The 23,257-nt window shown below is 50.5% G+C and carries 13 protein-coding genes; all 13 read left to right on the top strand.

The window, feature by feature from the left end; translation table 11 throughout:
* The first annotated feature begins 93 nt into the window (after positions 1-93).
* The 13 genes from L0Y31_RS11090 to L0Y31_RS11150 all read left to right on the top strand — a co-directional run bounded on the left by L0Y31_RS11090 (position 94) and on the right by L0Y31_RS11150 (position 23,246).
* On the top strand, positions 94-1,758 hold the full coding sequence (locus L0Y31_RS11090) for a UxaA family hydrolase (protein WP_234733129.1): 1,665 nt from the start codon (positions 94-96) through the stop codon (positions 1,756-1,758).
* Between the two features lie 101 nt (positions 1,759-1,859).
* Positions 1,860-2,633 carry an SDR family NAD(P)-dependent oxidoreductase gene (locus L0Y31_RS11095; RefSeq protein ID WP_234733130.1) on the top strand — a complete coding sequence of 258 codons (774 nt, stop codon included), beginning with the start codon at positions 1,860-1,862 and terminating at the stop codon, positions 2,631-2,633.
* A 70-nt stretch (positions 2,634-2,703) separates the two neighbouring features.
* Positions 2,704-3,561 carry a fumarylacetoacetate hydrolase family protein gene (locus L0Y31_RS11100; protein WP_234733131.1) on the top strand — a complete coding sequence of 286 codons (858 nt, stop codon included), beginning with the start codon at positions 2,704-2,706 and terminating at the stop codon, positions 3,559-3,561.
* A 38-nt stretch (positions 3,562-3,599) separates the two neighbouring features.
* On the top strand, positions 3,600-4,424 hold the full coding sequence (locus tag L0Y31_RS11105; protein ID WP_234733132.1) for an amidohydrolase family protein: 825 nt from the start codon (positions 3,600-3,602) through the stop codon (positions 4,422-4,424).
* 73 nt (positions 4,425-4,497) lie between these two features.
* Positions 4,498-5,280 carry an L-fucose dehydrogenase gene (locus tag L0Y31_RS11110; RefSeq protein WP_234733133.1) on the top strand — a complete coding sequence of 261 codons (783 nt, stop codon included), beginning with the start codon at positions 4,498-4,500 and terminating at the stop codon, positions 5,278-5,280.
* A gap of 28 nt (positions 5,281-5,308) precedes the next feature.
* Positions 5,309-6,598: an L-fucose:H+ symporter permease gene (gene fucP, locus L0Y31_RS11115; RefSeq protein ID WP_234733134.1), complete on the top strand. Its 1,290-nt coding sequence runs from the start codon at positions 5,309-5,311 to the stop codon at positions 6,596-6,598.
* A 43-nt stretch (positions 6,599-6,641) separates the two neighbouring features.
* Positions 6,642-6,968 carry an L-rhamnose mutarotase gene (locus L0Y31_RS11120; protein WP_234733135.1) on the top strand — a complete coding sequence of 109 codons (327 nt, stop codon included), beginning with the start codon at positions 6,642-6,644 and terminating at the stop codon, positions 6,966-6,968.
* Between the two features lie 45 nt (positions 6,969-7,013).
* A complete protein-coding gene (locus L0Y31_RS11125; protein ID WP_234733136.1) occupies positions 7,014-7,784 on the top strand; it encodes an endonuclease/exonuclease/phosphatase family protein in 771 nt (256 codons plus the stop codon).
* A gap of 174 nt (positions 7,785-7,958) precedes the next feature.
* On the top strand, positions 7,959-8,522 hold the full coding sequence (locus L0Y31_RS11130) for a GNAT family N-acetyltransferase (RefSeq protein WP_234733137.1): 564 nt from the start codon (positions 7,959-7,961) through the stop codon (positions 8,520-8,522).
* Positions 8,523-8,545: 23 nt separating this feature from the next.
* Positions 8,546-9,262 carry a (d)CMP kinase gene (gene cmk / locus L0Y31_RS11135; RefSeq protein WP_234733138.1) on the top strand — a complete coding sequence of 239 codons (717 nt, stop codon included), beginning with the start codon at positions 8,546-8,548 and terminating at the stop codon, positions 9,260-9,262.
* The gene (locus L0Y31_RS11140; protein WP_234733139.1) at positions 9,259-10,338 is read left to right on the top strand and encodes an NAD(P)/FAD-dependent oxidoreductase; all 1,080 of its coding nucleotides are present in this window, start codon (positions 9,259-9,261) and stop codon (positions 10,336-10,338) included. Before cmk ends, L0Y31_RS11140 begins: the two co-directional genes overlap by 4 nt.
* Before the next feature lie 90 nt (positions 10,339-10,428).
* Complete coding sequence (locus L0Y31_RS11145) at positions 10,429-13,662, top strand: hypothetical protein (RefSeq protein ID WP_234733140.1); 3,234 nt, start codon at positions 10,429-10,431, stop codon at positions 13,660-13,662.
* Between the two features lie 518 nt (positions 13,663-14,180).
* Positions 14,181-23,246: an Ig-like domain-containing protein gene (locus tag L0Y31_RS11150; RefSeq protein ID WP_234733141.1), complete on the top strand. Its 9,066-nt coding sequence runs from the start codon at positions 14,181-14,183 to the stop codon at positions 23,244-23,246.
* Positions 23,247-23,257 lie beyond the last annotated feature (11 nt).

A 23,257-nucleotide genomic window follows, 5' to 3' on the forward strand; every position in this document is an offset into this window, starting at 1 on the left:
TCTGAAAGAGCCATGAGGGGTGAAATTTTTCAATTGCCCCGGTGATGAAATGGCTTTTCTTATCTTTCTATATAAAAATCAGCGTTGATTCTCATGCAACATCAAGTATTGAAGGTGCACCCCGCCGATAACGTTATTGTCGCACTTCGGAATTTCGCTTCTGGGGAGCAGGTTGATTTCGAAGGAGAAACCTATGAGCTACCGATTGGGGTAGGTGTGAAGCATAAATTCGTTACCGAAGACTTACAGAAAGGCGACGCCGTGACCATGTACGGGGTTCGGGTTGGCCGGGCCATGCAGCCCATCCGAAAAGGCGAACCCATCACGACGTTTAATCTGAAACACGATGCCGAGCCTTACAGCATCGACAAAAAGCAACCCTATAGCTGGCAGCCCCCTGACGTAACGGACTGGCAAAACCGGACTTTTCTGGGCTACCACCGGACCGACGGGCAGGTAGGTACGGCCAACTACTGGCTGGTTATTCCGCTGGTTTTCTGCGAGAATCGCAATATCCTGATCCTGAAAGATGCTTTTGAACGCGAGCTAGGCTATTCACAACCAGAAATTTACCGGGATCAGGTGCGGGAGATGCTGCATTTGTACCAGCACGGCGATATGGCTACGGTCAAGAAAATGCAGCCTTTCGCGGACCCTTCGATCATGAATGTATTTTCGAAGCCAGTCGAGCGGCCCTTCAAAAATATCGATGGCATCAAGTTTCTGACGCACGAAATGGGCTGCGGTGGCACGCGGCAGGACTCGGAGGCATTGTGCGGTTTGTTCGCTGGATTTATCAATAATCCGAATGTCGCTGGCGTAACGGTGCTGAGCCTGGGTTGCCAGCACACGCAGGCGTCCATGCTGGAGCCGGAAATTCGGAAGCGCAACCCTAAATTTAACAAGCCCATTCTGGTATATGAACAGCAAGATGGAACCGAATACGCCATGCTTTCAACGGCGGTGCGGGAAACGTTTCTGGCCATCGCCGAAGCCAATAAACTGGAACGGCAGCCCGCGCCCATCAGCAAGTTAACGGTTGGACTGAAGTGCGGCGGCTCCGATGGATTTTCGGGTCTTTCGGCCAATCCGGTGCTGGGGCATCTGTCTGATATTCTGGTGGGTGTTGGTGGAAAAACCGTGCTAGCCGAATTTCCGGAGCTGTGCGGCGTCGAGCAGGAACTGATTAACCGAACCACATCAGACGAAAAAGCCCAGAAGTTCATCACGCTGATGCAGGATTATTCAGCGAAGGCCGAGGCCGTTGGGTCAGGTTTTGACATGAACCCATCCCCCGGAAACATTCGCGACGGATTGATCACCGATGCCATTAAATCGGCGGGGGCAGCCAAAAAAGGCGGAATGGCTCCCGTGGCCGACGTGCTGAATTATACGGAACCCGCCGTGGCTCCGGGCTTGAGTTTGCTGTGCACGCCGGGTAATGACGTCGAGGCCACAACCGGAATGGCCGGGTCTGGAACAAATGTCATTTTATTCACAACGGGTCTCGGAACGCCAACGGGTAACCCGATCTGTCCGGTGGTTAAAGTCGCGACGAACACGGCTCTGGCCAACCGCATGCCTGATGTGATCGATTTCGACTGCGGCCCCATCATTGAAGGCACGCAAACCATTGAGCAGAACGCAGAGCAACTGCTCGAGTACGTTATCAAACTAGCGAGTGGTGAGGTCCAGACCAAAGCCCAGCAGCTTGGGCAGGATGACTTTATCCCCTGGAAAAGAGGCGTTTCCCTGTAAATATAGAAAAGAGCGAAAGTAATAAAGAGTGAAAGAGTGGCAATCAGGTCTTCTTTTTCATTCTTCACTCTTTCGCTCAATCACTCTTTCGCTCTTTATTCATGTTTAAACTTAACGGAAAAACCGCCATCATCACCGGTGGGGCCAGTGGTATTGGGCTGGCTATTTCAGAAACTTTCGCGCGGGCGGGGGCAACCGTCCATATTCTTGAACTCAACGCGGAACTGGCCCAGATGGCCGCCGACCGGCTGACTGCCGAGGGAGCCACAGTGCTGGTCCACGGGGTCGATGTGTCTAAACAGGCCCAGGTGATTGAAACGATTAACAGCATTACGTCGCAGGGGCGGGTACATATTTTGGTCAATAATGCCGGAATTGCCCACGTCGGGACGGTCGAGACAACCACCGAAGCCGATTTTGATCGGGTATTTAATGTAAATGTAAAGGGAGCGTATAATTGCCTTTACGCGACCATACCGCATATGAAAGCTAGCGGCGGTGGCGTTATTCTGAACATGGCGTCAGTAGCTTCCAGCGTTGGCATCTCGGATCGGTTTGCCTATTCCATGAGCAAAGGAGCCGTTCTGACCATGACGCTTTCAGTGGCCAAAGATTACCTGAAACATAACATTCGCTGCAACTGCATTTCGCCGGCGCGGGTGCATACGCCTTTCGTGGATGGTTTTATCGCCAAAAATTATCCAGGGCAAGAAGAAGAAATGTTTTCAAAGTTGGCTGCTTCTCAGCCGATTGGCCGCATGGCAAAACCCGAAGAAATTGCGGCGCTGGCCCTGTATCTCTGCTCCGACGAAGCAGGTTTTGCCACCGGTTGCGATTATCCGCTGGACGGAGGTTTTATTCGCTTAAATAATTGATCTTCTGGTTTTTGTAATTCCTTTTGTTTTTTCTTTTTAAGTCATTCTATTAGATAACTATTCATACCGTATGAGACTTTTCCGCTTCGGAACCACCGACAATGAACGTCCTGGCGTCGTATTACCTTCGGGAGCCAACATCGATGTATCCGCGTTTGGGCAAGATTACGACGAAACTTTCTTTGCGACAGACGGCCTGCAACGGCTGGCTGAATGGCTGGAAGTAAATGCTGAAAACTGCCCAACGGTACCCGGTAGCGTTCGGAAAGCATCCTGCATCAAACGTCCGTCTAAAATTGTGTGTGTCGGATTGAACTATGCCAAACACGCTGCGGAAACCAACGCCCCCATTCCGGCAGAGCCGATCCTGTTTTTTAAGGCGACAACGGCGCTGGTCGGCCCAGACGATAATGTGGTGATTCCCAAGCGCTCGGAAAAGACCGATTGGGAAGTAGAACTGGCCATTATTATTGGCAAAAAAGCGACGTACGTTTCTAAAGAGGAGGCCTTTGACTATATCGCGGGTTATGCCCTGCACAACGATTATAGCGAACGGGCTTTTCAGCTTGAGCGCGGTGGACAATGGGTGAAAGGCAAAAGTGCCGATACATTTGCGCCGCTCGGGCCGGTTTTAGTAACGAAAGATGAAATACCCAATCCGAATAGTTTGCCTCTCTGGCTTCGTTTGAACGGCGAATTGCTACAGGATTCGAATACCGACGACATGATTTTCGACGTGCCGACGCTGGTGAGTTACATCAGCCAATTCATGACCTTGCTTCCGGGCGATGTGATTTCAACCGGTACGCCGGCCGGGGTGGGGCTGGGCTTCAATCCGCCTCGTTACCTGAAGCCGGGTGATGTGGTTGAGCTGGGAATCGAGGGTCTGGGAGTCCAGAAACAAACCGCCGTTGCTTATACCGAATAGATTGACAGTTAGTTGTAATTTTAATTTAACCGCACGGAATGACAATTGATTCACACCAGCATTTCTGGTTCTTCGATCCGGTTCGCGATGCCTGGATTACGGACGAAATGGCCGTAATTCGGCAGGATTTTTTACCTGCCGATCTGGAGCCTGTATTGAAAGCCAACGGAATCGACGGCTGCGTGGCGGTTCAGGCGGCCCAGTCGGAGGACGAAACCCTATTGCTTCTTAAATTAGCCGAAGCCTACAGCTTCATAAAAGGCGTTGTGGGCTGGGTTGACTTGCAGTCGGAGAAGGTCTATGATCGGCTGGAATATTTTTCGCAGTACGAAGAACTGAAGGGGATTCGCCATATCGTGCAGGCGGAACCCGACGACTTCATGACTCGCCCGGAATTTATTCGGGGGGTGCGCCAACTGGCGGCTTTTGACCTGACGTACGATATTCTGATTTACCCCACCCAACTGAAAGCGGCTTTGCAACTGGTGCGGGCTGTCCCGGAAGTCAATTTTGTAATTGATCATTTAGCAAAACCATATATCAAAGATCAGAAAATCAACACCTGGTCAAATTTTATGGTCGAGATCGCCAAGCATCCGAATGTCAGCTGCAAAGTATCGGGCATGGTAACGGAGGCTGACTGGAAGAACTGGAAAAAAGAAGACTTCTACCCGTATCTGGACGTAGTTTTTGAACACTTCGGACCGGATCGGTTAATGTTTGGTTCAGACTGGCCAGTAAGCCTGGTAGCCGCTGATTATGAGCAGGTAAAAGGCATGCTGGAAGAGTACACCAAACGCTGGGGCGACGAAGTTCATCGGAAGGTTTTTGGTGCTAACGCAGAGCGGTTTTATAATCTCTAAGTTAAGCGGGCTTTAGCCCATCTTGAAGAAGTACTACTGACCAACAACGGGGCTAAAGCCCATCAGGAAACGCATGAATCTAAATCTGAACGATAAAATTATTCTTGTTACGGGCGGTGCCAAGGGCATTGGTGAAGGAATTTCGACGGTGTTGGCCGCCGAGGGTGCCGTCGTCGTCATTGTAGGACGCAACGCGGAAGACAACCAGCGGACCATCGACACGATTACCAAGGCAGGTGGCCGGGCGTTTTCGGTCGTCGCTGAATTGACCAAGCCCGAAGAATGTAAAAAAGCCGTCGAGCAAACCCTGGCTGAATTTGGGCGAATTGACGGGGTCGTTAACAATGCTGGTGTCAACGACGGGGTTGGGCTGGAAAGCGGTTCATACGAGAAATTTATGGAATCGCTGCACCGCAATCTGGTGCATTATTACCTGATCGTACACCACGCCCTTCCCGCCCTGAAAGAATCGAAAGGCGCGATTGTGAATATTGGTTCTAAAACCGCCGAAACCGGGCAGGGAAATACCTCGGCTTACGCTGCTTCGAACGGTGGCCGTAACGCGCTAACGCGGGAGTGGGCTGTTGAATTGCTGCCGTACAGCATCCGGGTGAACGCGGTGATTGTGGCCGAAAGCTGGACGCCTTTGTACGAACGCTGGATTCAAACCCTGCCTAACCCGGAAGAAACGCTGGCTTCGATTGTGTCGAAAATCCCGTTGGAAAAGCGCATGACAACCACCGAAGAAATTGCCAATATGGTTGCGTTTTTACTATCCGATAAATCCAGCCATACGACCGGGCAGCTGATTCATGTCGATGGAGGGTATACGCACCTGGATCGGGCGCTAACCTAGTCTGAATACCCTTAACCTAAACTACGTAATGGCATCCGTTCCTTCTTCTACCACGGTTAAAGCGAGCAACTCAACGGGCAGTTATGCGCTGGCTTTTGCGCTGGTAACCAGTTTGTTTTTTTTATGGGCCTTTGTCCATAATCTCGAACCCATTCTGATTCCGCACCTGAAAAAAGCCTGCCAGCTAACAGATTTGCAATCGTCTCTGATCGACTCGGCGGTTTATCTGGGGTACTTTATCATGGCACTACCGGCGGGTTTTGTCATGAAAAAGTATGGCTACCAGCGGGGAATTATCATCGGTCTGATCATGTACGCCGTTGGTGCTTTTCTGTTTGTGCCAGCAGCCGACACGCGCCTGTACACGTTCTTTCTGGGTGCTTTGTTCATTATTGCGTCGGGTTGCGCCTTTCTCGAAACGGCAGCAAATCCGTACGTAACTGTGCTGGGAAATCCGGAGACGGCCACGACGCGGCTTAATTTTAGCCAGTCGTTCAATGGGCTGGGGGCTTTTCTGGCCCCAGTTCTGGGCGGTAAATTCATCCTGAGCGGCATCGAGCATTCCGAGGCCGAACTGGCCGCTATGTCACCGGAAGCGCTGGACAGCTACCTGCAATACGAAGCGAGCCAGGTAAAATTGCCTTACCTGATTATCGGGATTGTGGTGGTCGCGGTGGCCGTTTTATTTATGCTGATCAAATTACCCAGCATCAGCGAAAGCCAGCAGAAAACGAAATCCAGCATTCAGTCGGCTTTGCGGCACCGGCACCTGAAATGGGGCGTTATTGCTCAGTTTTTCTACATCGGGGCGCAAGTCTGCGTAACTAGTTTTTTCATTCGTTTTGCCAAGTTCACGAGCGATATTCCCGAAAAAGACGCGGCCGAATGGCTGGGCTGGGCCATGCTCTTTTTCATGATTGGTCGCTTCGTCGGAACCTACCTGACCCGCTTTATCTCGGCCAACAAACTGCTGACAATTTACTCGCTGATCAGCGCATTTCTGCTGTTCATTGCCATGACGGTGGATTCGGAGATAGCGGTATGGGCTATTTTTGCGGTACCTTTCTTCGAATCGATCATGTTTGCCACTATCTTTTCGCTGGGTATTGATAAGCTTGGCGAAGACACGGAACTTGGTTCATCCCTGCTGGTCATGGCCATTGCGGGTGGGGCGCTGTTTCCGGTTTTGATGGGCTATATTTCGGATCAGAGCAATATCAAAATTGCCTATATCGTTCCCTTGCTTTGCTTTTTTGTGGTGGCTTATTTCGGCTGGAAAGGCTACCAACCCGAAGTTCAGACGAACTCGGCTGACTAGTACACCAAAAAATTGCTATCATTCTATATTTTAAACGAAACCTATGCGCTATTGCTTCGCCCTTGATCTGGTAGATGACCCCATCTTAATTGCTGAATATGAAAAGCACCACGAAAGAATTTGGCCGGAAATTCGGGAAAGCATCCAGGCAGCGGGCATTACGGTAATGGACATATACCGCACGGGCAATCGGTTGTTCATGATTATGGAGACCGACGAGTCGTTTTCGTTTGCGCGCAAGGCCGAAATGGACGCATCAAATCCAGTTGTTCAGAAGTGGGAAACGCTCATGTGGGGTTATCAGCAATCCTTGCCGACGGCCCGCCCGGGCGAAAAATGGGTACTTATGAACCAAATTTTTAAGCTATAGTCGCAGTTGTTCGTATTTTTGGGCGAAACCAAGTAGGAGGAGCTGATGAGTAGAAGGTTTATAATACTTGCCTTGTCGTTGTGTATCACAACGGTTACCCTGGCCCAAACGACAATAACTGTTCTGTCTTATAACATTAATCACGGAGCCAATCCGAAGGGAAGAAACAACCTTATTCGAATTGGGCAACTTATTCGTCAGTACAAACCCGATCTGGTTGCTATTCAGGAAGTAGATAGTGCCACGCGGCGGAGTTTCCACCGGAACCAGGTCCAGCAATTAGCCAACCTGGTGTCCATGACCCCCTTGTTCGGTGGTGCTTTGCCGTTTCAGGGAGGTTGGCACGGACTGGGAATTTTATCCAGATTTCCTATCATTGCCTCGGATAAGTTGCTGTTACCCAACCCTGATTCAACGGTTCAGCGCATTTTGCTACAAGCTTATATTGAGTTGCCAGACGGCCGAACCATTCGCTTTTGCACCACGCAACTCGACCCGAAATCGCCTTTCAACCGGGGCCTTCAGATGGCAACGGTGAAAAAAACGCTGGCTCCCAGCATCCAGCCGGTGATCTTAACGGGCGATTTCAATACCGATCCTTACGATCCCATTGTTGTGAAAATGAAGGAAGAATGGGATGATGCAGGTGAGGATGCCCAACTGCCCACGCTCGTTGGAACCGGCGCCCGGATTGACTACGTAGCCACCAAAAAAGAGCAGGAACTGGAACTGGTTCGGTATCGGGTATTGAACGAGCCAAATACCTCGGACCATTTGCCTGTACTGGCTACTTACCGGTTTAAGAAAGTTAAGTAAGGCCTGATTTCACAGAAATCGTTCCCGACAGGACTTTGTTCCGTATTCTGATTAACAACAGACGAAAGAAGAATAACCAAAAACACAATTTGGGCGGATAACTAACTTCAGGCTAAACAACCGCTTGTTTGTACAGTTTTAGTCCTATATTGTGACAAAATCTATCCGCAGCACGTGACCATTATTCGCCTACATTCGTGTACGCTCCGACCGTGGCGTGATGGCGACGAATACTCGCTATCCGAACAAGCCAGCAACCGCAAAATCTGGGATCGCGTCCGCGATTTCTTTCCTAATCCTTATACACTGCGTGATGCCACTTCGTGGATACGCATGAATCGTTCGTACCAGAATCCGGTCAATCTGGCCATTGAAATTGGCGGCAAAGCGGTTGGTAACATCGGCTTTACGATCAAAGAGGACATTTACCGGTATAATGCCGAGATTGGTTACTGGCTAGGCGAGGACTACTGGGGCCGGGGCGTCATGTCGGAAGTCTTACCCGCCATGGTGGATTATATATTTCAGAATTTTCAGATTAACCGTTTGTTTGCTTGTGTCTTAGAGGAGAACAACGGATCGATGCGTGTACTAACGCAGGCCGGGTTCCGCTCCGAAGCAGTGTTGATTAAAGCCGCTGTAAAAAATAATCGCTACCTGAATGAACACATTTATGCCATGCTGCGCGAAGAGTATCTGGCTCGCCGTGAATCAGATAGCCTGGTGGCGAAACAATGACTCAACGCACAAAGCTCTTTCTTATGCCTAAAATAATTATTGCCATTGATGGATATTCCAGTTGCGGGAAAAGCACAACTGCCAAGCAGGTAGCCTCGCGGCTGGGTTATACGTACATTGATACCGGTGCCATGTACCGGGCCGTTACGCTTTACTTTCTTCAGAACCATACGCCGCTGACTAATCCCAAAGCGATACAGCAAACGTTGGAGAAAATCCATATTACGTTCAATTTCAATGCGAAAACAGGCCGCAACGAAACCTGCCTGAACGGTCTTAACGTAGAAGAAGAAATTCGGAAACTTTACATTGCCAACGCCGTGAGTGAGGTTAGCGCCATTCCAGAAGTGCGTTGGGCGCTGGTGGCGCAACAGCAGCAGCTAGGCCGAAAACGCGGTGCCGTAATGGATGGCCGGGATATTGGCACGAAAGTGTTTCCAGATGCGGAATTAAAGGTTTTTATGACGGCCGATTCGTTTATTCGTGCCCAGCGGCGGCAGATTGAACTGCTGGAAAAAGGCGAAATGGTAGGGCTTGATGAGATCACGGAAAACATTAAAAAACGCGATCATATTGATACAACCCGGAGCGAAAGTCCGCTTCGGCGCGCCGAAGATGCGAAGTTGCTGGATACTTCTTTCATGACGATTGACGAACAGGTTGAGTGGGTGGTCCAGCTAGCAGACGAGCGAATTTCGAGCCTGCTGCGCCAGGGCCATTTCAAAAAAGAAATTGTATGAGTGCCGATTATCTGATTGTCGGCCAGGGAGTTGCCGGCTCTGTATTGGCCTGGAGACTGCACCAGCAAGGAAAAACAGTACAGATCGTTGGCAATCCGAACGGACCCGCGGCCAGTCTGGCCGCCGCCGGAATTTTTAATCCATTAACCGGGAAAAAGCTGGTTCGTACTTGGAAGGCCGATCAGCTTTTTCCGTTTTTACACCAGTTCTACACAGAATTAGAAACGGCGCTGGGAGCTTCGTTTATGCACCACACGGCCATTTACCGGCCTTACCGTTCCATCGAAGAACAGAATAGCTACCTGGCCCAAACGGCTGATCCGGTGATTGAGCCTTTTGTCGCTGCTCATTCTAACGATGAGGATTATGCACCCTTCATCAAGAATCCGTACGGTGGCCTGACCGTTACGCAGGCGGGCTGGATTGATACCAAGGCTTTGCTGACGGCAGTGCGGGCTTATTTCATCGAAAAAGGCCAATTTGTTGAAGCTACTTTTCAGTATGACCAATTAAAAGTAGACGCAGAGGGGGTGGAGTGGAACGGCCAACGGTTCCGTAAAGTCATTTTCTGCGAAGGACCCGAAGGAAATAAAAATCCATTTTTTGACTGGTTACCCTACAATCCGGTTAAGGGACAGGTGCTTGACGTAGAAATTGAGGGATATTCGGTACAAAATATCGTGAATCAGGGCATTTTTATCCTGCCTTACGCCGAAAACAAATGTAGGGTAGGAGCCACCTATACCTGGCACGATTTGGATTGGGAAACAACCGAGGATGGAAAACAGTTTTTAGAAGTGAAACTGCGCGATTTGTTGACGGTTCCATACCGGATTATTGGCCAGCGGGCGGGGATACGTCCGGCGACTAAAGACCGGCGGCCTCTCATTGGCTTGCATCCGGAACACCCGGCGGTCGCTATTTTTAATGGACTGGGAACCAAAGGAGTGTCGCTGGCGCCGTTTTTTGCCGATCAGTTTGCTGATTATCTGGAAGGGCGTAAAGAATTAGAGTTAGCGGCGAATATAAGCCGTCACTTTTCGTTATATTACCATCAGAAGAAATTGGATTTATGACGGATGATTTTCGATTTGTCAGGCCTCTCGGCTTAAAATTGAAAACCTGGATTGTCATAGTTCGTAAATCATACTACTAGATTGCTGTTTATGGGCAAACAACCTATACGCTGGATTGCCGGGCTAATGTTGGTAACGCAGGTGGCAGTGGCCCAACATTATCCTTCTCAGGTAGAATTTGGACGCAACCGAATTCAGTACCGCGCATTTGATTGGAAGGTAATTAAAACCTCCAATTTTGAGATTTATTTTTATCAGGACGGTCAGCCGATTGCTAATCTGGCGGCACAATATGCCGAGACTGAATTTGACCGGATTACGGAGGTTTTGGGGTATACGCCTTACAACCGCGTTAAGATCTTTCTGTATAATTCTCCACAGGATCTTTCTCAGAGCAACATTGGTCTGAGCGTATCGGGTTACTCGAACGATAAAGAACTGGATTTGTCGAAATCACGCCTGGAACTGGCTTTCACGGGTGATCAGATCAGTTTCAAAAAGCAACTTATCCGCGAAGTATCCTTGCTCTTTGTGTATGACATGCTTTACGGCGGTAGCCTAAAGGATGCTTTACAGAGCTCCCTGCTTCTTTCCCTACCTGAGTGGTTTATGCCAGGAATCGCTTCCTACATTGCGGAAGGATGGAGCGTGGAAATGGACGATTACATGCGTGACGTCGCGCTAACCCGGCCTGTACGCCAGCCTTCAACGCTTGAGGGAGAAGATGCCCGGCGGGTTGGCCAGTCGATCTGGAATTACATTGCCGAAAAGTATGGAAAGGATAATATTTCCAACATTCTGAACCTGACGCGGATCATTCGGAATGAGAAAAACAGCGTAGCCAGTACGTTGGGAATTACGTATTCGCGTTTCCTGCGCGAATGGCGTGATTACTACGCGGGTATGGCCAAGCCCATTGCAGATGCCTACCAGTTTGGAAATGATGACTTTCAGTTAAGCGCTTCAACGCTGAAAGATCCGGCGCAATTAACCAGTCTTCGCCTTAGTTCCGACCAGACGCAATTTGCCTACGCAGTTGCCAAGCGGGGTAAGTTTGAAGTTTTTACGGTGAATACTGCCACGAGAAAAAAGACTTCCATTCTAACCGGCGGCTACAAGCAAGACGAATCCAACGTTCGGTTGACAACGCCTCTGGTCGCCTGGCAGCGGAATAACTTATTGGTGCTCACTGATGAAAAAGGTAAAACCTACCTGTATGTGTATACCAACCTGGACAAACGACCCAAATTGCAACGTCGGGTGGTCGTGCGGGGCGTCAATCAGGTAGTGGATATGGATGCTTCTGACGATGGTTCCAGCCTTGTTTTCAGTGCCGACCGTCGTGGGCAAAATGACCTTTATTTGTTTAGTATTAGCCGCGGGACCGTTCAGCAGTTAACGAACGATCTTTACGATGATCTTTATCCGCAGTTTGTAGGCCGTACGCGGCAAATCGTTTTTGCCTCCAATCGTACGATGGACTCTTTGGGCGTCGATAAAGGCTCCTATAAAACGATCTCGAATAATCTGAGCCTGTTTCTGCATGATGGGTCACCACGGGCTGATGTGGCTACGCGCCTAACCGATTCGTTGGGTATCGCTACGCGCCCGCTGGCATCCAGCGAGTCGAGCATTTATTACCTGGACGACGTGTTTGGTGTGCGTAACCTGGTTCGTATGAATGCAGAGACGAAAGAAAAGCAATATGTCACCGCTTTGAGCCAAAACATCCGCAAGTATGATCTGAATCCTTCATCGGGTGCGTTTGTCTACAGTCGCTTGCAAAATGGCAGTGAAATCATCGGCTTCCGGACAAAAATTAACCTGAATCAGACGTTTCAGCCACAACCAACGCGCCGGGCAACGTCCTTAGGCGGAGCCAATCTGATCAATAATACGGAAAAAACAGCTCCGGTAACGCCAGCTCCGAGTACGGCACTATCACCTGATCCGGCAGAAACAGTTGCGCAGAAGGCCCTGCAACTGGAACCTGGAGAAGTAAATACCGATAATTACGAGTTTGATGGTGATGTGGCAAAAGCGCTGGAAAGCAAGCAACGCCGCAACCTGAATACGTCGCCTACCACCATTGTGTCAACGCGCGGTCGTCGACGCGAAAACGTGACGATCCGTGGGCCTTATAATTACCAGGGCCTTTTTGTAGCCAGTGATGCTAGTTCGGATTGGCGGATTGACCCGATTCGGGGATTTGGGTATTTCCAGTCGTTAACCATGAATGACTTGCTGGAAAATCACATCATCAAAGCAGGGTTATTCATCACAACAAACCTGCGCAACAGCGACATTTTTGCCGAGTATAAAAACCTGGAACATCTCATTGATTATGGCATCCGGGTTGACCGCAAGACCATTTTTAACGATCCGGGAGGATTCATCCAAAAATACCGCTTTAATCAGGTAACGGCTTCGGCTTCTTATCCGCTGTCGGTGAACAGCCGATTTACAGTGGCGCCTTTCTACGCCGTTACGCGTTTCATCAACATTGTCGGTCAGGGTGAAGGATCTGCCGATTACGGAGGGCTACGAGGCGAGTTCGTCTTTGACAATTCTACCCTGAACGGGATGAACATGATTGAAGGAACGCGGCTGAAGTTGAGTTACGAAAATTACATGGGCCTGTATCAGCGGACCGAGACTGGAAAGCAGCCCGCAGGGAATCTTTCATTCAACCGGGTTCGCCTTGATTTGCGGCACTACCAAAAGCTGCACCGCGACATTATTCTAGCTGGTCGTCTTTCATTTAGCCACTCGGCAGGCCGTTCGCCAAAACGGACTACGTTGGGCGGGATGGAAAACTGGATTCCGCTTGGTGTTGCACCAAAAGGAAATAATACCAACAATCCCCTGGTTTTAGACCCTTCACGTGACAACCGGGATGTCTTCTTCCTGGATTTGGCAGCGCCTTTGCGGGGTTTCACGCTGGGCAGATTAACAGGAACCAGCCACATGCTGCTCAATGCAGAATTACGTTTGCCGTTGATCCGCTATTTCCACCGGGGGCCGGTTACCTCTAATTTCCTGCAAAATTTCCAGTTGGTTGCCTTCTCAGATATCGGTACAGCCTGGTCGGGGAAAGGGCCGTTTAACCGCCAGAACAGCCTGAATACAGAGGTCAAACGTGAGTTGGGTAATCCATTTAGCGCAACAGTTACTAACTTCAAAAACCCGTTCTTGATCGGTTACGGTGCCGGGGCGCGGACAATGCTTTTCGGTTATTATGTCAAATTTGACTATGCCTGGGGTGTTGAAGATGGCGTCGTAAACAAACCCGTTGCTTATTTGACCTTGGGTTACGATTTCTAAACAGAGGTCCAAAATAAAAAAGCCCCAACCGCAATGGCTGGGGCTTTTTTATTTTGGACCTCTGTTTAGTGCCTTCTAGAGGTATGCTTGAGTAGCTTAAGCCTATGCTTATGAGCATGAGTGAATTGCTACCTAGCCAGTGATCTGTCAAAAAAAATACCCTCTCATAAAGTGCAAATTGCGGTTACTTTCATCTGCTTTCTGTGTCAGTTATGCATATATAAATGAGCCTGGTAGTCAACACAGTTAGTCACGGCAAAATCCAGATTAAGATGAAGGAAACATTTACAATTAATCGATATCCTTTAGAGGTTGTTTCGGAACCTGGAGATGTTCTCCTTAAACCCAACAAATTAGCTTTCTACATTTGTTTGGCTAAGCGATTGATGAGCTATGTAAGATCCCTATTTGCTGCTAAAAAAGGGGCACTTGCGTTAATCAAGTTTTGTCTGTTATATCTGATATTCTGCTCGAATGGACTAGCTCAAAGTTCACCAACTGCTTCTTCAGACGTTTACTTGTACAAAAAAATAAGCACACAAAAACCCAAGATAGGCGATATAATTACTTTTACGCTTGTAGTTGGCAATGATGGAGGCGTTGCAGCCAATGGTATTATCGTTCAGGATAGCTTGCTGGCAGGCGGTGCGCGGTTTACTACGCAAACTGTTTTACGGGGCGGCGGCTCGCTCGCTTTCGGGGCTATGTCCGGTAAATGGAACGTTGGAACAATTGCTCCGGGCGATTCGGCAGTATTGGAAATAAAGGCGAAAGTAGAACAAGAGGGCGTTTATTTTGCCGCTGCTGAAGTCATTGCCGCCCAGGGCAGCGACCTGGATTCACAGCCAAATAACTGGAAGATCTCCGAAGATGATTATGGGTCAGCCTGCTTCTCCGTTCCTATTATCTGGAATCCGGGTGATGAGTTTAGGGCGTCTATTCCCAGTAATTTTACAGGAACGCAATGGTCACGGAATGGGCAACCTATTACGGCCCAATATCCGTCTGATACGGCGGTTGCTTCGGGTGAGACTTTACTGATAAAAGCACCCGGTATTTACACGTTTGTAACCTCGAGCGGACAATGCCCAGCCAACGGTTGTTGCCCCATCGAGGTAGTGGCGGGCCCTTGCCTGAATCCAGTTTTAATTACTGCACAAAGCGCAACAATCTGTGCGGGCAGTGTTGCCACATTGAATGCCACATCACCAGGAAATACAATTCGTTGGTATACGGTAAGCTCAGGGGGAACGCCTTTTGCCACAGTGACTAGTGGTACAAGCGTAACCGCATTGCCGGGAAGTTCTACCACCTATTATGCTGAAGCAGTTACCGCTGCGGGTTGCCTCAGTGAACGGACCGCAGTACCTGTAACGGTCAATGCCTTGCCTCAAGTAAGCATCAGCCCCACGGTGAACGGCGTGCTGTGTCAGCAAGGTACCATCACGCTGGCAGCCTCCATCACCCCCAGCGGCGGCTACAGCTACGCCTGGCAGGGACCCAATGGCTTTAGCAGCTCCCTGGCCCAACCCAGCCTCACCAACGCCCAGGCCCTGGCCGGAGGCAGCTACCGAGTCGTGGTCAGCACGCCGGGGGGGTGTTCAGCCAGTGCTGTTACCAGCATCACTTCTACCACCTGTCCCTCGGGCGAGCCTTGTCAGCTGGCGGTGACCGCTCGGGCTAGCAGTGCCAGCGTGTGTGTGGGCAGCAGCTTAGGTTTAGTGGCCGAGGTCAGTGGGGGCGTAGCTCCCTATCAGTATGGGTGGCGGGGTCCTAACGGTTTTGTGGCCAGTGGGGCTAGTGCGAGTGTGCCTTCAGCCAGCAGTCTGGCTACGGGGTCATACACGGTGGAGGTGCGTGATGCTCAGGGGTGCAGCGCCACGGCCGTGACGGCTTCGGTGCTGGTCAAAGCGTGTGACACCGGCAGCGATTGCAATCCGCAAATCAGTTCAACATCGATTTGTGTGGGTAACACGTTGGTGCTAACGGCTAATGGAAGCTACAACAGTTATTTATGGCGAGGTCCCAATGGTTTTAGCTCGACCCAGCCAACCGTAACTATACCGAACGCTACAGTAAGTATGGCTGGAAGCTACAGCCTGGCGGTTACAGGTCCTAATGGATGCAGTGGAACGGCAGTTGCGGAAGCAGTAGTCAAGCCGCAACCTACCATCAGTGCTTCGGCATCAACAACGGCTATCTGCATTGGGGGAAGCATTACGTTGAATGTTTCGTTAATTAGTCCAATATCAGCGCAACAATATCTTTGGACCGGACCAGATGGATTCAGCTCCACGTCGAAGGTGGCGGTGGTAAGCAACGTTCAGAATAGTGGTACGTATAAAATTACACTTACGGATAATACGGGTTGTAGTGCTAGTGCTTTGGTGGGCATTACGGTCTATCCTAAACCTACAGTTAGTATACAGGCGTCGCCCGTTTGCACAGGCAGTCCCTTGACGTTAACAGCCGTTGTTGCAGGAAATGCCAGTTCGTATCAATATAGCTGGCAAGGTCCTAACGGATTTACCTCGTCTGAAAAAGAACCAACCATTGCAGCTGCAAACAGCACCCACGCGGGTAGTTACAGCGTGGTCGTCTCGGATGCCATGGGTTGCACAGTCGTAGCTTCCACTAGTGTGACAGTGGGCAGTCAACCGTTGGCTTCAAACAATGGACCTGCCTGCGTTGGCGGCAGCGTGCAGTTATCGGCAACGGCAGGCGCCAGTAGCTATTTGTGGAGCGGGCCTAATGGCTTTCAATCGACTCAGCAAAGTCCCGTTTTAACAAATGTAACAAGTGCCCAAGCTGGAAATTATTCAGTAGTTGTAGGTGGAGTAACCGGCTGTAGCGGTGCCGCCACTACCACAGTTATAGTCAATGCCTCTCCTCAGGTTAGTATCACTTCTACAGTGAACGGCGTGCTGTGTCAGGAAGGCACCATCACGCTGGCAGCCACCATCACCCCCAGCGGCGGCTACAGCTACGCCTGGCAGGGACCCAATGGCTTTAGCAGCTCCCTGGCCCAACCCAGCCTCACCAACGCCCAGGCCCTGGCCGGGGGCAGCTACCGTGTGGTGGTCAGCACGCCGGGGGGGTGTTCAGCCAGTGCTGTTACCAGCATCACTTCTACCACCTGTCCCTCGGGCGAGCCTTGTCAGCTGGCGGTGACCGCTCGGGCTAGCAGTGCCAGCGTGTGTGTGGGCAGCAGCTTAGGTTTAGTGGCCGAGGTCAGTGGGGGCGTAGCTCCCTATCAGTATGGGTGGCGGGGTCCCAACGGTTTTGTGGCCAGTGGGGCTAGTGCGAGTGTGCCTTCAGCCAGCAGTCTGGCTACGGGGTCATACACGGTGGAGGTGCGTGATGCTCAGGGGTGCAGCGCCACGGCCGTGACGGCTTCGGTGCTGGTCAAAGCCTGTGACACCGGCAGCGATTGTGATCTGAATGTAAGTCCTCCGGTGGTTACCTGCGCCGTAACGCACATTTGTCTTGGCGATGAAGTCAAATTGCACGCGGCCAATTGCGCCGGAACAGTTATCTGGTCGAATGGAAAAACCGGTGCCAGTATCCTGATTACACCAACGGCAACGACAACCTATACGGCAAAATGCCAGGTGGGGAATTGCCTTAGTCCAGAATCAAATACAGAAACAATTTATGTCAATGACCCGCAGCCGCCCGTAGTGACCGCAGAGACAGACACGATCTGTGTGGGTGGCCAAGTCCGGCTGACAGCAACGGGCTGCGACGGGAAAATTATCTGGTCAACGGGCGTAACAGGTGCGAGTATTCTGGTTTCACCGACTGCAGCAACAACCTATTACGCCAATTGCCGACTAGGAAATTGCATCAGTAACCCATCCGAGAAAGTAACCATTTATATCGGGCCACCAGCAACACCGCGGATTATTAGTTCAACTCAGGCGATATGTCCGGGCGGAGCCGCCACTTTAACTGTAGCCAACTGTTCAGGTACGCCAGTATGGTCAACAGGTGAAACAACGGCTAGTATTTCGGTGTCGCCGCTTGCGACAACCACCTATTCGGTAGTTTGCAAATCGGGTACATGCGTAAGCCCACGGTCAGGCGATTATGCCATTACCGTGACGAAGCCTGATATACCCACTGTTGTTGCCAATGCCGATACAGTTTGTGTAGGTGGTAATGTTCTGTTAACTGCAACCAATTGTGCCGGTACCGTCATTTGGTCAACAGGAGCGTCGGGAACAAGCTTGTCTGTAAACCCTACGACAAACATCAGTTATTCTGCGTATTGCAAGGTAGGTACGTGCAACAGCGAGATGTCGAACCCGGTTCAACTGGTTGTTGTCAATCCGTCTACACCACTTATTAAAACAACCAATACGTTAATCTGTGCAGGCGAGAAAGTTACACTCACCGCTGAAGGCTGCAACGGAACCGTAATTTGGTCGAACGGGATGATCGGTGCCAGCATCGCCGACATGCCTGGAAAAACAACGAATTATTTTGCGAACTGTAAAATAGGTTCCTGCACTAGTCCGGCTTCCAATACCATTGCGGTTAACGTCAATAATAGCGCGGCACCCAAACCAACGGTTGTCGCTTCGACAACGGCCATCTGCAAAGGAACAAATGTTACGCTGACGGCTTCCGGCTGCGCTGCGGGAACAATTGTCTGGTCAACGGGCGAATCGGGATCAAGCATTGTTGTATCACCAACGGCTACGACAGACTACTATGCTGCCTGCAAAATGGGGGCGCAGTGCAACAGCCAGCCATCGGTTGTCAAAATTGTGGTTAATACACCGCCGACGCCAAAAATCTACGGGTGCAATTGCTCAAAGAATGAAATCTGTCCGGGAGACAGCGTGCCCCTAATGGCCAGTGGCTGTACAGGAACGCTGTTGTGGTCTAATGGCGCAACGTCTACCAGCATTGTTGTATCGCCAACCGTAACCACGGAATATACAGTAGTCTGTAAAGGGGCTGTTTGTACCAGTGATCCTTCGCCGTCGTATACCGTCGTTGTAGGCGAACCGGCGGCCCCTATAGTAACCGCGTCAAAAACTGAGTTTGACGAAGGTGAAACGGTAACACTAACGGCTGTGGGTTGCGAAGGTGGGCAAATCATCTGGTCTACGGGAGCAACAGGATCCAGCATCGTTGTAGCACCAACGGCCTCAACTAGCTATTATGCCCAATGCCGTAAACATGGTTGCTTGAGTAATCCGACTGTTATTGAGCTGCGGAAAAAAGGCGATTGTGATTTAGTGGCTCCGATAACGAGCGCATCGGCCTTGACCGTGTGCCGGGGTGGTTCGGTGACCTTAACCGCTACAGCATGCAGTACGGGTGCAACGGTAGTGTGGTCAAACGGGATGACGGGAACCAGCATTACGGTAAACGACATTCAGGCGCTGACTCAATTTACGGCTGTCTGCAAGCGGGATGAGTTGTGCAGCAGCGAAGCATCGGCTCCGATCAGCGTTGACGTAACCGAGATCTATGCGCCGACCGTAGTAGCCACCAAACCCATGATTTGTCCGGGTGATACCACCACCTTAACAGCGCTGGGCTGTGCTGGAACCGTCATCTGGTCAACGGGCGCAACAGGTTCAAGCATTACCGTACAGCCTGCCAACAACACAGATTACTGGGCCAAGTGCGAATCCAGCGCATGTGCCAGTGCTCCTTCGCCGGGCTTTACCATCAGAGTAGGCACACCGAATGCGCCGACCGTTTCGGCCTCGGTCAACACAATCTGTCTGGGAGCCTCCGTTACCTTGACGGCCAGTGCCTGCGACGGCGGCTCGGTTGTCTGGTCAACGGGTGCAATGGGTAATCAGATTATTGTTTCACCGACGAGTTCGACAACGTACACGGCTGTTTGCCGGACGGCTGCCAACTGCCTGAGCGCGCCTTCGAACGGAGCAGTTATTTTGGTTAATCCTCCGCTTTCTAAACCAGTAACAATTGCTAAAACAAATGCTTGTCCATTTAATACTGTAGATCTGAATGCAGCGGTAACTAGCCAGCCATCGGTGGGTGGTCGGTTTGAGTTCCACACAGAAAATTCGGTCAGTTCGGCAGTGGTGGGCAACCCGTCGGCGGTTGGATCTGGAATGTACTATGTCTTTGAAAAATCAGCTAGTGGTTGTCATAGCGAGGCCGGAATTATTCATGTGCAGGTGACCGATTGCAATAGTGGTCCATCATGCACCACTAATCCAGCTACGGCAGTATCCGGTACAGATGCGACCATTTGCGCGGCTAAGGAATACAAACTAAGCGGAAAAATAGGCGGAGCAGCCACCAGCTCGGTCTGGACAACCAGCGGTACGGGTACGTTCGATAACGCGCTTTTGGTCAATGCCACGTACATTCCGTCTCAGGAGGATGTCAAGACCGGATTTGTAACCTTGACATTGACAACCAACGATCCGGATGCCAGCGGTTCCTGCCAGGCGGCCAAATCGTCGATGAAGTTGACCATCAAAGGGGTAGCGATGAAACCAGCAATCCTGATGCAGAATAGCCCAACGCTTTGTGCTGGCGATTCGATTTTACTAAAGGCTTACCCGGATGGCTACAAGTATCTTTGGAGTACCGGCGCTACTACCCAAAGCATTCAGGCCAAAACAAGCGGAATTTATTCGGTTCAGTTGGTCGATGCGGAAGGGTGTACGTCAGTGAAATCGGATACCGTGCGGATTTCTATTGGTGCGCCAATTCTGCCGCCACAAGTGCCGAGCCTGGCACGGAACGACTGCCCAGGTAAAACGGTGAATTTGCTGAAGTTAATTACCAGTCAGCCACGCACGGAAGGTGGAGTGTTTGAATTCCACGCCGGACCTTCACCTACCTCGCCCGTTGTTTTACGCCCTGATTCGGTAGGACAGGGAACCTATTACATCTTTGAGCGGAGTAATAATTGTTGCTATAGCACGGGTAGCCCGGTGAAGGTGAACATCTTCAATTGCGCTGCCGACAGTTGCCGACCTGATGTATATATTGCGAAGACCGCCGACAAGCTCTACCCAAAAGTGGGCGAAGTGGTTACGTATACCATCAAAGTTGGAAACAAAGGGACTTGCTCCGCAACGAACGTAGATTTTGTAGACGTACTGCCTAATGGGCTGGAACTGGAATCGGAAGGAAATTGCGTTAAGAATCCGTCGGGCAATCTGGTCGCCTTATCTACATCGCTAGCACCGGGAGAAATTCGTGAATATTTCTACAAAACGCGGGTTCGTAAACGAGGCGAGCTGAAGAATGACGTATCGATAACCTACCTGGATCAGATTGACCCTGACACAACGAACAACCGGGCAAGTGTAACCATTCGGGATACAACAGCGGTCGTTCCGATGTATGTTGGTTTGGCGAAAAAAGCGCTGGAGCCCATCAAGCAGTCGGATGGGAATTACACCTTTGGCTTCGTCTTCAATGTGACAAATTATAGTCCTAAAGAGGCGAAGGGAGTGCAGGTAACGGATGATTTAAGCAAAGTCTTTGCGCCGCACATGGTTACTGCCATCGATTTAGCCAACCAGGGAACCAGCCTGAAACTCAACAACACTTACAACGGCATGGCTGGTAACGTTCAACTGCTGGATACGACAAGCCGCGTAGAAGCAGGGAAAACGGAGAGCTTTACTCTGACGGTTAGCGTTCATATGGCTTCCACCAGCGATTCGCTGATGACGTTCTATAACCAGGCAAAACTGACGGCAAAATTGGATACCATTTCCGTTAGCGATGTGTCTACTGAAGGTGAAGTGGCGGATGCGGATGGCGACGGTAATCCTTACAACGATGATACGCCAACGGCCATCAAACTGAACGGATCAATGACGAAATCGCAACTGGGTGTCGCGCTGTCGGTGGTCAACATGGCCATGGAACTGGATAGCAGCTATCTGGTCACGTACAAAATTACCGTCAAGAATTTTGGAGCGGCCAATCTGACCAATGTTCAGTTAAGTGATTCCTTGTCTAAGTCGATCACGGCTCCGGCAGGCTTTACTGTGGCTGGGGCGCCAACGGTAGCCGCAGGTAGTTCGCTAATCCCCAATCCTGATTACAATGGAGACAGCAACCCAACCATTTTGCTACCCTCTAGCCATTTGCCAGCGGGCGGTACAGATAGTGTATTGGTAAGCGTGCGGATTCAACCAAATGGACTTACAGGAGCTATCTACACCCAGGTTATCGGAACTGGCCTTTATAACGATACGCTGGTAACCGATGTGTCAAATAACGGCATTGATCCCGAGCCGGTAGGAAGTGTCAAAACGCCAGTTCGCTTCGATTTGCCTGCTTCCATGTTGGGTGTGGCTAAGTCGGTAGGGCTGCCTATTGAAGTAAGCGAAGGAGTCTACGATATCCCATACACGATCAAACTCACAAACATGGGTGCGACAGATCTGAAACGAGTTCAGGTAGAGGATAACCTGTCGGAGACCTTCGAAAAACACGGTGCTGTAATTGTGTCAGATCGTATTGCGCTCATAACCGATCCGGGACTAGTGGCCGATACCACGTATACGGGACGTGGAGGATTCATTCGGTTGTTGAATGATTCGTTAAGTGTGCTGCCGAAGCGAACTAGCCGCACGGTGTCTTTCCTTGTGCGGGTAGATGTTCGGAATGCGGATTCAGTGCAGTTCAATAACAGCGCGTTAGGTCTGGCTTATACGGAAAATGGCGTAATGGTGGCCGATACGTCAACATCGGGTACAGATCCTGATCCAGACAACGACCTGGATCCTCGCAACAACAGCCTTGCGACCCTAATCATCCTGAATGGCGTATCAACGACACCGTATATCGGCGTGGCTCTGTCCGTCAAGGACACGGCTCGCATGAGCGATGGTAGCTTTAAGGTGGTCTACCAGATTGTTGTAAAGAACTACAGCAAGATTGAGTTGACGAACGTACAACTGAGTGATTCACTGGCGCAAAACGTATTCAATGCAACAACGGGTGCTTCCTTTGTTATGGCGGGTTCACCAATTGTATCCGCAGGCAGTGAGTTGGTACCAAATCCTCAGTTCAATGGTGACTCCGATACGCGGATTCTTAACCTGGATAGCCGCCTGGCAGCTGGTAAGACCGATACGGTTTACATCACGGTTCGGGTTAGAACAGATGGACGTTCGGCACCTTACCTAAATACGGTAGTGGGCGAAGGATTGGCCGGAACACAGAAAGTGCAGGATACCTCAACCGAAGGCGTTGAGCCTGACCTGAATGGAAATGGCAACCCAACGGACGATACCGAAAGCGTAGCGACAGCCCTGGTTATTCCGAGTGGAAGTGATGTCCTGTTTATTCCGGAGGGTTTCTCCCCGAACGGCGATGGCATCAATGATTACTTCATCATTCAGAACACCAACGGTGCAACCGTAAGCCTGGAAGTATATAACCGTTGGGGACATGCCGTTTACAAAAACGATAATTACGAGAATGATTGGGATGGGAAGTCCAATACCGGGGCGCTGGTTGGCTCGACCTCGAACGGCGTGCCGGATGGAACTTACTTCTACGTCGTTCGCCTGAGTGATGGCCGCAAGTATGTGAGATACATGACAATTAACCGCTAAAAGCTATAAAA

Origin of the sequence: Tellurirhabdus bombi (assembly GCF_021484805.1) — a bacterium.
In the GTDB taxonomy this organism is placed as follows: Bacteria; Bacteroidota; Bacteroidia; order Cytophagales; family Spirosomataceae; genus Tellurirhabdus; species Tellurirhabdus bombi.

Excerpts from the sequence above, each read along its gene's own strand:
- L0Y31_RS11100 (WP_234733131.1), top strand. The coding sequence starts at position 2,704 with ATGAGACTTTTCCGCTTCGGAACCACCGACAATGAACGTCCTGGCGTC.
- L0Y31_RS11125 (WP_234733136.1), top strand. The coding sequence starts at position 7,014 with ATGAGTAGAAGGTTTATAATACTTGCCTTGTCGTTGTGTATCACAACG.
- L0Y31_RS11090 (WP_234733129.1), top strand. The coding sequence starts at position 94 with ATGCAACATCAAGTATTGAAGGTGCACCCCGCCGATAACGTTATTGTC.
- L0Y31_RS11145 (WP_234733140.1), top strand. The coding sequence starts at position 10,429 with ATGGGCAAACAACCTATACGCTGGATTGCCGGGCTAATGTTGGTAACG.
- fucP (WP_234733134.1), top strand. The coding sequence starts at position 5,309 with ATGGCATCCGTTCCTTCTTCTACCACGGTTAAAGCGAGCAACTCAACG.
- L0Y31_RS11140 (WP_234733139.1), top strand. The coding sequence starts at position 9,259 with ATGAGTGCCGATTATCTGATTGTCGGCCAGGGAGTTGCCGGCTCTGTA.
- cmk (WP_234733138.1), top strand. The coding sequence starts at position 8,546 with ATGCCTAAAATAATTATTGCCATTGATGGATATTCCAGTTGCGGGAAA.
- L0Y31_RS11105 (WP_234733132.1), top strand. The coding sequence starts at position 3,600 with ATGACAATTGATTCACACCAGCATTTCTGGTTCTTCGATCCGGTTCGC.
- L0Y31_RS11110 (WP_234733133.1), top strand. The coding sequence starts at position 4,498 with ATGAATCTAAATCTGAACGATAAAATTATTCTTGTTACGGGCGGTGCC.
- L0Y31_RS11120 (WP_234733135.1), top strand. The coding sequence starts at position 6,642 with ATGCGCTATTGCTTCGCCCTTGATCTGGTAGATGACCCCATCTTAATT.
- L0Y31_RS11095 (WP_234733130.1), top strand. The coding sequence starts at position 1,860 with ATGTTTAAACTTAACGGAAAAACCGCCATCATCACCGGTGGGGCCAGT.